The sequence below is a fragment of the Pseudooceanicola sp. NS-SX9 genome (assembly GCF_057380705.1).
In genome coordinates this window covers 1988443-2003641 of the sequence record NZ_CM170818.1, presented here as the reverse complement: position 1 = coordinate 2003641, position 15199 = coordinate 1988443, and the positions used below count along the sequence as shown (strand labels likewise).

Here is a 15199-nt window from a genome sequence, read left to right as displayed (position 1 = left end):
GTTTCAGGTCCGGTCGTCCAGCAGCAGCAGTTGCAGTCCCGCCTGCCGTGCGGTGTCTTCCAGACCCATGGCGCGGAAGCCGGCAAGCGCATCGGGCAGTTTCGACAGATCGCCTGCCTGAGCCGCCAGATACAGATCCATGGCCCCCAGAATGGCCTCGCCCAGCTGGCCCGAGCGGATCAGCTCCAGCATGTCGGCTGGCGGATGGGCGTCTTCGGCAAAGCCTGCGGCGATGGCCCGGGCGGTGGCATCCGGGGGTTGGGCCGTCTGGGGCGTGCCCTGGGCCAGCGCCAGCGCGAAGGCCTCGCGCGGGTCGTGGGGCTTCAGCATCGGCGCCAGGGCCTTGTAATCGGGGGCCAGCAGGGCCGCCGTGGCGGCGATCTGCCCGGCGGGTCCGGGGGCCGCCGCATAGGCCGCCAGGGCGCCGCCGTAAAGATGCGCGAAAGGCACCTGCAGCCCGGCCTCGGCCATCGCCGACCAGACCGCGGGCAGGCGGTCCAGCACCTTGGCATCCAGCGGCTTGCTGCCGGCGGCGGTCAGGGCCTGATCAAAGCTTTGCAGGGCCGCCACCCGGTCCCAGACCCCGCCCGAGGCCGAGGGCCGGCCGCTGGTATAGATCCCCAGCAGTGCGTTTTCCGCCAGCGCTCCGGTGCGAGCCAGCCGTTCGGCCGCATCCAGTTCCGCCTTCCACCCCGACACGCCCCGCAGGTCCGAGGCCGCATAGGCGCGCGGCAAGGAGGTGGTCGCCATGGGCTCGCCGATCGCCTCGGACAGGCGGAACAGCAGCGGCGTCACGATGGCGGGCGGCGGCAGCGCCACCGCGTCGTCATCGGTCGTCACATCCAGAAAGCGCGTCAGCAGGTGGGTTTCCGACGGGCCCAGCGTGCCAAGCGCCGATCCCGCATCCAAGAGCAGCGCCGCCGTGTCCCAGTCATTGCCGCGCGCCAGGCAGAAGATCCTGGCGCCCAGACCCGGTGCCAGCGTCGGCTGGGCGGTGATGCGGGCGCAGGGCGCGTCCTCGGTGCCGTTCAGCAGCGACAGGTCGAACCAGCGCGCGAAAAGCCGCGGATCGCTGTCGGGCCCGGCGCGTTCGATCAGCGCCAGCGCCGGATCCACCGCACCCAGATCCCGCAGCTTGTCGATGCGTGCCAGCAGCAGCGGATCGCCGTTCTGCGCCGTGTCATCGGCGGGCGGGTCGGCCTCGGCCAGCAGCAGGGTATAAAGCAGCGATTGCATCGCCGGGCTGCCGGTCACGTCGATCTGGCGCAGGCGCGTGGCGATGCCCTGCGCCGCAGAGCCCGACCACAGGCTGGTCGGCAGACCGGTGACGGATCCCGGCAGCAGCCCCACCGCATCGGCCTCGACCCGGCCCAACGGCCCGCTCGAGACCTCGGGGCTCAGGGCGTCGCGGCTGGTGGGCGGCTCGGGGCTGGGCTGGGCGTCGGGCATGGTCAGCCCGGCCGCGCTCAGCACGTTCAGCCAGTCGATGGCCGACATCGGATGACCGGCCCCGGGATCGGCCGCGCTCTGGGCCTGGGCACCCTGCACCAGACCCAGCCCAAGGCTGATCGTCACTGCCAGAAGAGAGGGTCTCAGTTTCCCGTCACTCCGCATTCAGCGTTACGGGCGTGTGGACTTCCTGCGCGGGCGGCGCGAAATCGGCCCCCAGCCACGGCCCCACATAGGCATAGGCCACTAAGGCGATTCCCGCCACAATTGCCAGGTAGAGGAGCCATTTCAGCACGCGCAGCATGTCGTTCCCGCCTCGTTCGCTTGTGTTTTGACCAACTTATAACTGGCATTTTCGGCAAGATCACGTCATTCAGTCGCAAAATCACGCGAATGGCAAAGCGGTGCTGCATGCCGCGGGGGCAATGGGCTGGGTGCTTAAGAAGACGGTTGTACTGGTGGGGATGATGGGCGCGGGCAAGACTTCGGTCGGAAAAGCCCTGTCGACCCAGTTGGGAGTGGCGTTCCGCGACACGGATGCAGAGATCGAGGCGGCGGCGAAAATGTCCGTCCCCGAGATCTTTGCCCGCGACGGGGAACCGTTCTTTCGGGAGCGCGAGACCCGGGTGATCCGGCGCCTGCTGGACGAGGCGCCCTGCGTCCTGTCGACAGGCGGCGGCGCCTTTCTGGCGGCGCGCAACCGTGAAATGATCACGGCACGCGGCATCTCGGTCTGGCTGGACGCCGATCTGGACATCCTGTGGAACCGGGTCAAGCATCGCGATTCCCGGCCGCTTCTGCGCACCGCCGATCCGCGCGCGACACTGGCCGGCCTTTACCAGCAACGGGTGCCGATCTATGCGCTGGCCGATCTTGCGGTGAAGGCCGACCCGAGCTTCTCCGTGCAGGACATGAGCGATCGGGTCGTGGGGGCGCTGCAGCTGCGCCCCGATGTGCTGGAGGTGGCGTGATGCGTGAAACGTTGCGGGTAGAGCTGGGCGAACGCAGCTACAATATCGAGATCGGACCGGGCCTGCTGGCCGAGGCAGGGGCCCATATCGCGCCGCTCCTGCGCCGCAAGCGCGTCGCCGTGCTGACGGATGAAACCGTGGCGGGCCTGCACCTTGAGGCCTTGCGCGAGGGGCTGGCGGGGCAGGGCATCGACATGGTGTCGCTGGCGCTTCCGGCGGGCGAGGCCACCAAGGGCTGGCCGCAGTTCACCCGGGCTGTCGAATGGCTGTTGGACCAGAAGGTCGAGCGTTCGGACGTGGTGGTGGCGCTTGGCGGCGGGGTGATCGGCGATCTGGCGGGCTTTGCGGCCTCGGTGCTGCGGCGCGGCGTGCGTTTCGTGCAGATCCCGACGACGTTGCTGGCGCAGGTCGACAGCTCGGTCGGGGGCAAGACCGGCATCAACGCGCCGCAGGGCAAGAACCTGGTGGGCGCCTTCCACCAGCCCGCGCTGGTGCTGGCCGATACGGCGGTGCTGGGGACGCTCGCGCCGCGCGATTTCCTGGCCGGTTACGGCGAGGTGGTGAAATACGGCCTGCTGGGCGATGCCGCCTTCTTCGACTGGCTGGAAAAGATGGGCCCGGCGCTGGCTGCGGGCGACATGGCGGCGCGCGTCACCGCGGTGAAACGCGCGTGCCAGATGAAGGCCGAGATCGTCGCCCGCGACGAGACCGAGCAGGGCGACCGCGCGCTGCTGAACCTTGGACATACCTTCGGCCATGCGCTGGAATCCGCGACGGGCTATTCCTCGCGGCTGCTGCATGGCGAGGGGGTGGCGATCGGCTGTGCGCTGGCGTTCGAGCTGTCATCGAAGCTGGGCCTGTGTTCCCAGGAAGACCCCAGCCGCGTGCGCGCCCATCTGCGCGACATGGGCATGAAGGTCGATCTGAAGGACATCGAGGGCGATCTGCCCGATGCCGATGGCCTGCTGGAGCTGATGGGCCAGGACAAGAAGGTGCTGGACGGCAAGCTGCGCTTCATCCTGGCGCGCGGCATCGGGCAGTCCTTCGTGACCTCGGACGTGCCGCGCGACGCGGTGCACAGCGTGCTGGCAGAAGCGCTGCGGGGGCGCTGACCGACTTCGTGTTCCGCTTGCATTCCAGATCGCAGAACGCTGAAATCACGGCGTCCTGCGAGTCCGGAAAGCGAGGAACCGATGATCACCCCCGCCTATTGCCTGACCATGGCCCGCTACAATGCCTGGCAGAACGGCTGCCTGCGGCGGGCGATGGCGGGCCTGTCGCCCGAGGCGCTGCAGCAGGACCGCGGCGCCTTTTTCGGCTCGATCCTGGCGACGGCGAACCATCTGATCTGGGCCGATGCGATCTGGCTGGCCCGGCTGACCGGCGCCCCGCGTCCCGAAGGCGGCGGCCCGCGCGGCCTGACGCTGTGCCCCACCTTCGCCACCTGGTCGACGGAACGCTACCGGCTGGACGGCCAGCTGCTGCTGTGGTCCGAGGACGTCCAGGCCCTTGATCTGACAGGCGATCTTGTCTGGACCTCGGGGGCGACCGGGGTCACCTCGGCGCGGCCCATCGGGCAGGTGCTGATGCATCTCTTCAATCACCAGACCCATCACCGCGGCCAGATCCATGCCATGCTGACTGCCCTCGGCCTGCCGACCGAGGACACTGACCTGATCTACATGCCGCAGCAGGGTCCCTGGCTGTGACGCGACGAAACCGACAATTTGATGTCGCTTTCGGCAATTTCTCGCGGTCTTGCCCTTGAATTGATCACGATCGCCTTACCCTTTTTGCCAAGCGACCGGACCGGGCGGCGCTGAGCGCTGCCCTGCAGCCCTGCTGGGCTGCGCCGATCCATTCGCTGTTTTCGCGCCGGGCCCTGGCCCCGCGATGGCCCCAAGCGGGGTCCGACCTGACGCCTGAGGGCCTTGGGTCATCTTCGTGCGTCACATGAGGAGAGTGTCGCAATCAGTTGTAATAAAAGAAAGGTCAACACGAACATGAGTGCAACCGAGGAACAGGGTATTCCCGCCCCGGAAGGCGCCGCCGAGGTGATCGATACCGATTACGAGATCGGCCAGGACAATATCGACGGCCAGCTTGGTCCCTTCGGTTTCGACATCCACAACCCGGTCTTCCTGGTCTCGGGCCTGTGCATCGTCGCCTTCGTCTTCTACACGCTGGCGCTGCCCGATCAGGCGGGCGTGCTGTTCAAGTGGCTGTTCAACAGCGTCACCCAAAGCTTTGACTGGTTTTTCCTTGGGGCGGCCAACATCTTCGTCATTTTCTGCCTGGTGCTGATCGTGACGCCGCTGGGCCGGGTGCGCCTGGGCGGTGCCGAGGCCACGCCCGACTACGGCTACGTCGGCTGGTTCGCGATGCTCTTTGCCGCCGGCATGGGCATCGGGCTGATGTTCTACGGCGTTTCCGAACCGATGAGCCATTTCTCCTCCTCGCTGGGCGGGGTGAAGATGGGCGACGACGGTCTTCGCACCGACTGGGCCCCGCTGGGGGGCGCCCAGGGCGATCCGCAGGCCGCCATCCGCCTTGGCATGGCCGCGACCATCTTCCACTGGGCGCTGCACCCTTGGGCGATCTACGCGGTGGTGGCCCTGGCGCTGGCGCTGTTCAGCTACAACAAGGGCCTGCCGCTGACGGTGCGCTCGGCCTTCTACCCGATCCTGGGAGAGCGCGTCTGGGGCTGGCCCGGCCACATCATCGACATCCTTGCGGTCTTCGCGACGCTCTTCGGCCTGGCGACCTCGCTTGGGTTCGGGGCGACGCAGGCCAATGCGGGCCTGGGAGAGCTGTTCGGCATCCCCGTCAACCATACCGTCGAGGTGCTGCTGATCACGCTGATCACGGCGATCGCGCTGTTTTCCGTGCTGCGCGGCCTTGATGGCGGGGTCAAGCTGCTGTCGGAGATCAACATGGGGCTGGCCTTCGTGCTGCTGGTCTTCGTGCTGGTCGCGGGCCACACGCTGGCGATCCTGACGGGCTTCTGGGACTACCTGCTGGCCTATTTCGAATACCTTCCGGCGCTGTCGAACCCGATCGGGCGCACCGACACCAACTTCGTCCAGGGCTGGACGGCCTTCTACTGGGCCTGGTGGATCTCCTGGTCGCCCTTCGTCGGCATGTTCATCGCGCGGGTGTCGCGGGGCCGCACGGTGCGCGAATTCGTCACCTGCGTGCTGCTGATCCCGTCGCTGGTCTGCGTGCTGTGGATGTCGGTCTTCGGGGGCGTGGCGATCCAGCAGGTGGTGCAGGACGGCTATACCGCGGCCAAGGACGCGGACCTGCCGATCCAGCTGTTCAAGATGCTGGACCACCTGCCGCTGGACTCGATCACCTCGCTGGTGGGGATCGTGCTGGTGATCGTGTTCTTCGTCACCTCCTCGGATTCGGGCAGCCTGGTGATCGACACGATCACCGCCGGCGGCAAGGTCGATGCCCCGGTGCCGCAGCGCGTCTTCTGGTGCGTCTTCGAGGGCGCGGTGGCGATCGTGCTGCTGCTGTCGGCGGGCGGCCTTGCCAGCCTGCAATCCATGGTGATCTCGACCGGGTTGCCGTTCACCGTGGTGCTGCTCATGATGTGCTGGGCGATCTTCAAGGGCCTGCTCAGCGAACATCGCGCCTGATGCCCGAAGGCCCCGCCCATGTGGCGGGGCCTTTTCCTGCGCGTGCCGTGCCTTATGTGATCCGTCCGGACCCCGCGCGCGTATCCCCGGGGCGCAGACGAACAGGACGATCCGATGACCAACCCCACTCTTCTCTGGCTGCGCCGCGACCTGCGCCTCAGCGATCATCCGGCGCTGCAGGCAGCGCTGGCGCGCGGCGGCCCGGTGATCCCCGTCTACATCCGCGACCACGCGGTCGATGCCCTGGGCGCGGCCTCGAAACTGCGCCTCGAGATGGCGCTGCAGGCCTTTGCCGAGCGGCTGAAGGGCGCGGGCAGCCGGCTGATCCTGCGCTCGGGCCCCGCGGCCGAGGTGCTGCAGGCGCTGGTCGCGGAAACCGGCGCCGGGGCCGTGCTGTGGCAGCGCCTCTACGAGCCCGCCTCGGTCGAGCGTGACACCCGCGTGAAATCCACCCTTCGCGATGCGGGAACGCAGGCCGACAGCTTTGCCGGGCACCTGCTGTTCGAACCCTGGACGGTCAAGACCGGGCAGGGCGGCTGCTACCGCGTCTTCACCCCCTACTGGCGCGCGGTCAAGGATCGCGACCCGGGCGATCCGGTCAGCGCCCCCGCGCAGATCCCCGCACCGACACACTGGCCCGAAACCGAAACCCTGACCGACTGGCATCTGGCCGCCCAGATGCGCCGCGGCGCCGCGGTCCTGCGCGCCCATGCCGAAGCCGGAGAGGACGCCGCCCTCGCGCGCCTGTCGGTCTTCATCCGCGACCGTATCGCCGATTACCAGGGCCAGCGCGACATCCCCGCGGCCCAGGGCACTTCGGACCTCTCGCATCACCTGACCTGGGGCGAGGTCTCGGCCCGCCGCTGCTGGCACGCGGGCCTGCGCGCCATGGCGGACGGCAAGCCCGGCGCCGAAACCTTCCTGAAGGAGCTCACCTGGCGCGACTTCGCCGCCCATCTCGCCTGGCACACCCCCGAGATCCTGACCGACAGCTGGCGCCCGGACTGGCGCGACTTCCCCTGGAACACTGACGCCACCCGCCCCGAGGTCATCGCCTGGCAGCAGGGCCGCACCGGCATCCCCTTCATCGATGCCGCGATGCGCGAGCTTTACGTCACGGGGCGGATGCACAACCGCGCCCGGATGATCGCGGCCTCCTACCTCACGAAAAACCTCATGGCCCATTGGCAGATCGGCCTGCGCTGGTTCGAGGACACGCTGATCGACTGGGATCCGGCCTCGAATGCCATGGGCTGGCAATGGGTCGCAGGCTCCGGCCCCGATGCCGCCCCCTATTTCCGCATCTTCAACCCGATCACCCAGGCCGAGAAATTCGACCCCGACCACCGCTACCGCCGCCAATGGCTGGCCGAGGGGCAGGCCCATCCCCCCGCCACGGCCCTCGCGTTCTACGATGCCATCCCCGAACGCTGGACCCTCGCGCCCTCGGACCCACCACCGCAGCCCGCCGAAGACCCGAAAACCGGCCGCCAGCGCGCCCTTGATGCCTATGAAAGCTTCCGCGCCGCCCGGGAAGAGGCCGCGTCCTAGCCCACCCCTTGCCCCCATCCCGGGCCGCGTCCTAGACAGGGTCAGAGCATTCCGAAACGCCGGCCGCCCCTCGCGCCCGGTTCTTTATCATCTGGCCCCAAATACTCCGGGGGGAGGCGGCCGCAGGCCGACGGGGGGCAGCGCCCCCCGCAACGCCCGCCCGCCACACCCCGGCCAAGGACAAAAGACGATGACCGCCAACATCTTCCTCTACGGCACGCTGCTGCACGACCCGCTCCTGACCATCGTCGCAGGCTACCTGCCGCCACGCGAAAAGGCCCTGCTCGAAGGCTACCGCGTGGCGCCTTCGGGACGGGCCAACTGGCCGCTGCTGGTGCAGGAACCCGGCGCCCGCACCCGCGGCTACCTGATGCGCGACCTCTCGGCCGATGTCGTCGACCGGCTGTGCCATTACCTTGGCGCCTATGGCTATGCGCCGCAGCCCTGCACCGTACAGCAGGATGGCGCCATGATCGCCGCGCAGCGCTTCGCCCCCCGCGATGCCCGCCGCGTCGATCCCGGTGAATGGGACCTGACCGGATGGATTGCCGGCGCCTCGCGCGCCGACATCCATGCCGCCCGCGAGGTCATGGCCCTCTGGGGCCGCTTCTCGGGCGCGGCGCTGCAACTGCGCCTGCCGCAGATCGAGGCCCGCGCCCATGCCCGTGTCCGCGCCGAGGACGAACCCGCCCCCCATCGCATCGCCACCGGTCCGGCCGATCCGCAGGTCACCATGCTGTCGCGGCGCGACGATCACGCGGGCTATTTCTTCACCCGCAGCTACGAGCTGACGCACCGCACCTTCGCGGGGGGCACCTCGGCGGTGATCCGGCGGGAAACCTTCCTGGCGCCCGACGCGGGCATCGTGCTGCCCTATGATCCGGTGCGCGACCGGGTGCTGCTGGTCGAACAGTTCCGCATGGGCCCCTTTGCCCGCGGCGAGGCGCTGCCCTGGATGCTGGAACCCGTCGCCGGTCGTGTCGATCCCGGCGAAACCCCCGAAGCCTGCGTGCGCCGCGAAGCGGTCGAGGAGGCGGGCGTGGCACTGAAGGATCTCTTTCACATCGCCTCGTGCTACCCGACGCCGGGGTGCTCCAGCGAATATTACCATGTCTTCCTCGGCACCTGCGACCTGCCGGATGGGATCACCGGCCAGCATGGCCTTGATGAGGAGGCCGAGGATATCCGGACGCATGTCCTGTCCTATGACGCCGCCATGGAACTCCTGACCAGCGGAGAGGCCCAGGCCGCACCACTCTTCCTGACCCTGATGTGGCTGCAGTCCAAGCGTTCCGAGTTGCGGGGCGCGGCTTGAGTTGGCCGCCCCGCGGCGATACATCTGAGCGACCCCTCAAGACGAAGGATATACCCATGTTCGTTGCCCAGGACCTGGCCGAGGCCGTCGGTCACACGCCGCTCATCAAGCTGAAGCGCGTCAGCGAGGAAACCGGCTGCACCATCCTCGGCAAGGCAGAGTTCCTGAACCCCGGTCAGTCGGTCAAGGACCGGGCCGCGCTCTACATCATCAAGGATGCGATCGCCCGCGGCGAACTTGAGCCCGGCGGCACCATCGTCGAGGGCACCGCCGGCAACACCGGCATTGGCCTGGCGCTGGTCGGCGCCTCGATGGGCTTCAAGACGGTCATCGTGATCCCCGAGACCCAGAGCCAGGAAAAGAAGGACATGCTGCGGCTGGCCGGTGCCCATCTGATCCAGGTGCCCGCCGTGCCCTACCGCAACCCCAACAACTATGTGCATTACTCGGGGCGTCTGGCCGAAGAGCTGAAGAAATCCGAACCCCACGGCGCGATCTGGGCCAACCAGTTCGACAACGTGGCAAACCGGCTCGCGCACGAGGAAACCACCGGCCCCGAGATCTGGGAACAGACCGGCGGCAAGGTGCATGGCTTCGTGGCCTCGGTGGGCTCGGGCGGCACGCTGGCGGGCACGGCGGCGGCGCTGCAGCCCAAGGGCGTCAAGATCGGCCTTGCCGATCCGATGGGCGCCTCGCTCTATTCCTATTACACCACGGGCGAGCTTTCGGCCGAGGGGTCCTCGATCACGGAAGGAATCGGGCAGGGGCGCATCACCGCCAACCTGCAGGGCTTCCGCCCTGACTTCGCCTACCAGATTCCGGATGCCGAAGCGCTGCCCTATGTCTTCAACCTGCTGGCGGAAGAAGGCCTGTGCCTCGGCGGATCTTCGGCGATCAACGTCGCCGGCGCGGTGCGGCTTGCACGTGACCTTGGCCCGGGCCATACCATCGTGACCGTGCTGTGCGACTATGGCACGCGCTATCAATCGAAGCTCTTCAACCCCGACTTCCTGAAGGAAAAGGGCCTGCCGACGCCGCCCTGGATGGCCGAAGCACCCCGCTCCATTCCCGGAGTCTTCACCGAGTAAGCATGACCTTCCTGACCCGCCGGTTCCTCCTCCGCCTCTGCCTGATCTTCACCTTCGTGATTGCCTTGCAGGGGACAGGACCAGGGCCGGCGCTGGCGCAGGACGGCAATGCCCTTGATACCACGCTGGCCAGCATCCTGCCCGGGGCCGACAAGTCCGGGCAGGACAAGGCGGACACGGATGCCAAATCCGCCAAGACCACCGCGGCGGCCGATCCGGCCCCCGAAGCCGTGGCCCTGAGCGCCCAAGATTACAAGCAGTGGGACAGCTTCGCCACCAAGGCCGAGCAGTCGATCCAGGAAAACCAGGCCTCGGCATCCGATTTCGAGGCGCTGCGCAGCCAGCTGGTCAGCTGGCGCGACAAGTTCCAGGGCCAGGAAAGCGCCAATTCCACCGCAATCAGCACCGTGCAGGCGCAGCTGGATGCCCTGGGACCCGCGCCGAAGGACGGGCAGGGCGACGGCGACGCCAAACAGCGTGCCACGCTGGAGGCCAAGCTGACCGAGCTTCAGGCCCCCGCCAAACAGGCGACGCTGGCCTACAGCCGGGCCGATGCGCTGATCAAATCCGCCGATGCCATCCTGCGTGATCGCCAGACCCAGGCGCTGATCCAGCTGGGCCCGTCGCCCCTTGATCCCACCAAATGGCCCGATGCGATCGAGGCCGTGGTGACCTTTGTCGGCAATGTCGTCACCGATTCCGTCACCGCCTGGAATGATGACAGCCACCGCTCGGTCTTCCGGCAGAACCTGCCGCTGGAACTGGGCCTGGTGATTGCGGCCGTCTTCCTGCTGTTGCGCGGCCGGGACGTGATCGAGCGGCTGGCCCTGCGGGTGCTGGGATCCGAACGCAGCGCCTCGCGCTGGCTGATCAGCTTCATCGTGTCGCTGGGGCAGATCCTGCTGCCGGTGGCGGGGATCCTGATGCTCTACATGGCGGCGATGATCTCGGGGCTGATGAGCGACCGGGTGCAGGCGCTGGCGCGCGCGGTGCCCGACATCGGCCTGCTGTTCTTTACCGCCCGCTGGGTGGGGGGCTATATCTTCCCGGTTTCCGACAAGGCCAGCCCGCCGCTGGATCTGTCGGGCGGCCAGCGCCGCGAGGGGCGCGTCTATGCCAATGTGCTGGGCGGTCTGATGGCGCTTTACTACCTGCTGGAAAGCGTCGCCGATTTCGAGGACTGGTCCCCCGCCACCGTGGTGACGCTGGTCTTCCCGATCCTGGTGGTGATCTCGCTTTTCCTGCTGCGGCTGTCGCGCTTCCTGATCGCCCATGCCTCGGCCGCCGATGGCGAGGGCAACGACCCGGGCTTTCGGGCGCAGCTGGCCATGGTGCTGGGGCGCATCGTCTTCATCATCGCCATCGTGGCGCCCATCCTGTGTGCCATCGGCTATTTCCAGGCCGCAAGGACGCTGATCTTCCCCTCGCTGCTGTCGCTGCAGCTGATCGCCTTCCTGGTGATCCTCCAGCGCCTGACCGAGGAAGTCTACGTGCTGGTCACGGGCAACCGCTCGGGCGTGTCGGATGCGCTGGTGCCGGTGCTGATCGACATGATGCTGGTGGTGCTGTCGCTGCCGGTCTTCGCGCTGATCTGGGGCGCCCGCGTCACCGACCTGACCGAGATGTGGACCCGCTTCGTCGCCGGCTTCTCGATCGGGGGCACGCATATCAGCCCCGCGGACTTTCTGACCTTCGTGGTGATCTTCGCGGTGGGCTACGTGGTCACCCGCATGGTCCAGAAGGCGATGAAGACGACGATCCTGCCGAAGACCAAGCTGGACATCGGCGGGCGCAACGCGGCGGTGTCGGGCATCGGCTACATCGGCATCTTCCTGGCGGCGCTGGTGGCGATCACGCTGGCGGGGATCGACCTGTCGTCGCTGGCCATCGTTGCGGGCGCGCTGTCGGTCGGTGTCGGTTTCGGCCTGCAGACCATCGTGCAGAACTTCGTCTCGGGCATCATCCTGCTGATCGAACGGCCGATTTCCGAAGGCGACTGGATCGAGGTCGGCGGCAAGCAGGGCTTTGTGCGTTCGATCTCGGTGCGCTCGACCCGGATCGAGACCTTCGACCGCACCGACGTGATCGTGCCGAACGCCGATCTGATCTCGGGTCAGGTGACGAACTGGACGCGGGGCAACCTGATCGGGCGGCTGATCGTGTCGGTGGGGGTGGCCTATGGCACCGACACCCGCCGCGTGCAGAAGATCCTGCAGGAGATCGCCGAGGCCCAGCCGCTGGTGCTGTTGAACCCGCCTCCGGGCGTGGTCTTCCAGGGCTTCGGGGCGGATTCGCTGAACTTCGAGATGCGGATGATCCTGCGCGACGTGACCCAGGGTCTGTCCACCAAGACCGAGATCAACCACCAGATCGCCGCCCGCTTTGCCCAGGAGGGGATCGAGATCCCCTTCGCGCAGCGCGACATCTGGCTGCGCAACCCCGAGGCCCTGCATCCGCCGGCCAGCAGCTCGAAACCGGTGCCGCCGGGGGTGGCGCAGGGGCCGACGCTGGCCGACGGACCGGCGCCTGCGCATATGCGCGACGCCGATGCGGCGGGTGACGGGGATGGTGGCGGCGACGATCGCTGAAGCTGTCGCAAGGTCATGGCGAGGGGACTGAAAAAAGGTGCAAAAAATCCGTTTCACCCCCTTGCGAGCCCCAGCAGGCACGGCTAAAGACAGCGCCATGGAGAGGTGGCCGAGTGGTCGAAGGCGCACGCCTGGAAAGTGTGTAGGCGGGAAACCGTCTCCAGGGTTCGAATCCCTGTCTCTCCGCCACAACATTGTGGCTTTCAGAAAAAGGCTCCCGGTTGGGGGCCTTTTTCTTTTTCCGAACAGGGGACTGGGGGCCGATGCTGATGTTTCGCATCAAGGCGCCGGGCAGGCAAAAGGCCCGAACCAGAGGCTCGGGCCCTGACGTGCTGTGACCGGGATCAGGACAGGGCTGCGACCAGGTGATAAGCGGCGAAACTCGCGATCCAGGCCAGTGCGAACATGTAGAGCGTCGCGACCCACATCCAGCGGTTGCCGCCGGTCTCGCGCCGGATGACCGCCAGGGTCGACAGGCATTGCGGCGCGAAGATGTACCATACGATCAGCGACACGCCGGTCGCCAGGCTCCATTGTGCGGCGAGCGCGCCGGCCAGCGCCCCATCACCGCCCGAGACCGCATAGACCGTCGACAGGCCCGCCACGGCGACCTCCCGGGCGGCCATGCCGGGCACCAGCGCCACGCAGATCTGCCAGCTGAAGCCCAGCGGTGCCAGCAGCGGGTGCAGCAGATGGCCGATCATGGCGGCAAAGCTGTAGCTGATCGCGGGTTCGGTGGCGTCGGCGGGCGGATAGGGGAAGGTCGACAACACCCAGACCACGACGCTGGCCGTGAAGATGATCGTCCCGGCGCGGCGCAGGAAGGCATGGCCGCGCTGCCACAGCCCCAGCAGCACGCCGCGCGCCTGCGGCACCTTGTAATCCGGCAGGTCCAGCATCAAGGGCGAGGCGACCTCGTTGCGGCGGAATATCAGGCGACTGACAAAGGCCACCAGCAGCGCCGAGACGACGCCCGCGGCAAACAGCGCGAACATCACCAGCCCCTGCAGGCCGATGCCGGGGCCGATGCTGCGGGCGGGCACGAAGGCGCCGATCAGCAGCGTATAGACCGGGATCCGCGCCGAGCAGGTCATCAGCGGCGCAATCAGGATGGTCATCAGCCGGTCGCGCTGGTCGTCGATGACGCGGGCCGACATGATGCCGGGCACGGCACAGGCAAAGCTGGACAACAGCGGGATGAAGGCGCGCCCGTGCAGCCCCGCATGGCCCATGATGCGGTCCATCAGGAAGGCCGCGCGCGCCATGTAGCCCAGGTCTTCGAGGATCAGGATGAAGGCGAACAGGATCAGGATCTGCGGCAGGAAGACGATGACACTGCCGACGCCCGCGATCACCCCGTCGACCAGCAGCCCGCGCAGCAGCCCTTCGGGCAGCAGGGCGGTGACGGCGGCCGAGACCGCATCGACCAGCATGGTCAGCCCGTCCATCAGCGGGGCGGCGCCGGCAAAGACTGCCTGGAACATGGTGAACATGATCAGCAGCAGGATCACCGGCCCGGCCACCGGATGCAGCAGCACCCCGTCGATGCGCTCCGACACCGAGCGGCGGCGTTCGGGCAGGCGGACACTGCGGGTGATCAGCCGGTCGGCCTCGCGCAGGGCGCCGCGCAGATCCCCGGCCGAGGGCGCCTGCCACTGCATGGGCTGCCGCTCGGGCAGCCCGCCCGCCGCCAGCGCGTCAAGGCGCGCCCAGAGGCTTTCCATGCCCGCCCGGCGCACCGCGGTCGAGGCCACGACCGGCAGCTCCAGATCGGCCGAGAGGCGGTCCAGGTCGATCTCGATGCCGCGGTGGCGGGCGATGTCGATCATGTTGACGACGACCAGCAGCGGCAGGCCGGTGCTGCGCAGCTCGCGCGCCAGGCGCAGCCCGTGGCGCATCTGGGTGGCGTCCACCACCACCATCAGCAGGTCGATCGGTTCGGCATCGCGGCGGGTGCCCAGGATCACGTCGCGCGTCACCGCCTCGTCCGGCGAGCGCGCCCGCAGGCTGTAGGTGCCGGGCAGGTCGGTGATGCGCAGGGCCTGGCCGCCGGGGGTGCGGGCGGTGCCGATCTTGCGCTCGACCGTGACGCCGGAATAGTTGCCGACGCGCTGGTTGGCGCCGGTCAGCGCGTTGAACAGAGAGGTCTTGCCGCAATTGGGCGCGCCGACAAGGGCGATGCGGGTCACCCCGTCGCCGGTCTGGGTCTGGATATCGGTCATCTGGGAATCGCTTATTCGGTCAGGATCGCCATGGCGTCGCGGCGGCGCAGGGCGACGGTGGCATGACCCACGCGCACGGCAATCGGATCGCGGCCGAAGGGCCCTTCGTGGATGACCGAGACCTCGACCCCCTCGATAAAGCCCATCTCGATCAGGCGGCGCTCCATCTCGTCGGCCGCGAGGCGGCCTGCGCCGTCGAGGGGCAGCAGGCAGACAACGCGCCCCCGGTATCCCCGACGCGCCTCGCCCAGCGAGACCGAACGGTCGATGGCATCAAGCTGTCTCAGTTCCATGGCGTTCCCTCGAAAGGTGGCTGTAATCTGATAAGATCAGTCGGATTAAAAAAGCAACCTTGTTCCTGATCAAATCGG

Annotated in this window: 12 protein-coding genes and 1 tRNA gene; 9 read left to right on the top strand and 4 right to left on the bottom strand. The window is 67.8% G+C overall.

What is annotated here, in order from left to right; all coding sequences use genetic code 11:
* Positions 1-3: 3 nt before the first annotated feature.
* Positions 4-1575, bottom strand: coding sequence for a hypothetical protein (locus tag AC2ITM_RS09540; protein WP_486466419.1), 1572 nt, complete (start codon positions 1573-1575; stop codon positions 4-6).
* A 28-nt stretch (positions 1576-1603) separates the two neighbouring features.
* A complete protein-coding gene (locus tag AC2ITM_RS09535) occupies positions 1604-1753 on the bottom strand; it encodes a hypothetical protein (RefSeq protein ID WP_486466418.1) in 150 nt (49 codons plus the stop codon).
* 121 nt (positions 1754-1874) lie between these two features.
* On the opposite strand from AC2ITM_RS09535, the gene AC2ITM_RS09530 reads away from it, so the two are divergent.
* From AC2ITM_RS09530 to AC2ITM_RS09490, 9 genes are all read left to right on the top strand, one after another.
* Positions 1875-2420, top strand: coding sequence for a shikimate kinase (locus tag AC2ITM_RS09530; RefSeq protein WP_486469413.1), 546 nt, complete (start codon positions 1875-1877; stop codon positions 2418-2420).
* Positions 2420-3532, top strand: coding sequence for a 3-dehydroquinate synthase (aroB, locus tag AC2ITM_RS09525; RefSeq protein WP_486466417.1), 1113 nt, complete (start codon positions 2420-2422; stop codon positions 3530-3532). Before AC2ITM_RS09530 ends, aroB begins: the two co-directional genes overlap by 1 nt.
* Before the next feature lie 81 nt (positions 3533-3613).
* A complete protein-coding gene (locus AC2ITM_RS09520) occupies positions 3614-4129 on the top strand; it encodes a DinB family protein (RefSeq protein WP_486466416.1) in 516 nt (171 codons plus the stop codon).
* Between the two features lie 294 nt (positions 4130-4423).
* Entirely contained in the window at positions 4424-6064 is a 1641-nt protein-coding gene (locus AC2ITM_RS09515) for a BCCT family transporter (RefSeq protein ID WP_486466415.1), read from the top strand.
* 114 nt (positions 6065-6178) lie between these two features.
* Positions 6179-7615: a cryptochrome/photolyase family protein gene (locus AC2ITM_RS09510; protein WP_486466414.1), complete on the top strand. Its 1437-nt coding sequence runs from the start codon at positions 6179-6181 to the stop codon at positions 7613-7615.
* Positions 7616-7805: 190 nt separating this feature from the next.
* Positions 7806-8930: an NUDIX domain-containing protein gene (locus AC2ITM_RS09505; protein WP_486466413.1), complete on the top strand. Its 1125-nt coding sequence runs from the start codon at positions 7806-7808 to the stop codon at positions 8928-8930.
* Positions 8931-8986: 56 nt separating this feature from the next.
* The gene (locus tag AC2ITM_RS09500; protein ID WP_486466412.1) at positions 8987-10018 is read left to right on the top strand and encodes a cysteine synthase A; all 1032 of its coding nucleotides are present in this window, start codon (positions 8987-8989) and stop codon (positions 10016-10018) included.
* 2 nt (positions 10019-10020) lie between these two features.
* Positions 10021-12606, top strand: coding sequence for a DUF3772 domain-containing protein (locus tag AC2ITM_RS09495; protein ID WP_486466411.1), 2586 nt, complete (start codon positions 10021-10023; stop codon positions 12604-12606).
* Between the two features lie 99 nt (positions 12607-12705).
* Positions 12706-12795, top strand: a tRNA-Ser gene (locus AC2ITM_RS09490).
* A 155-nt stretch (positions 12796-12950) separates the two neighbouring features.
* On the opposite strand, the gene feoB is transcribed toward AC2ITM_RS09490, so the two are convergent.
* Entirely contained in the window at positions 12951-14828 is a 1878-nt protein-coding gene (feoB, locus tag AC2ITM_RS09485) for a ferrous iron transporter B (protein ID WP_486466410.1), read from the bottom strand.
* An 11-nt stretch (positions 14829-14839) separates the two neighbouring features.
* Positions 14840-15121 carry a FeoA family protein gene (locus AC2ITM_RS09480; protein ID WP_486466409.1) on the bottom strand — a complete coding sequence of 94 codons (282 nt, stop codon included), beginning with the start codon at positions 15119-15121 and terminating at the stop codon, positions 14840-14842.
* Positions 15122-15199: the final 78 nt, after the last annotated feature.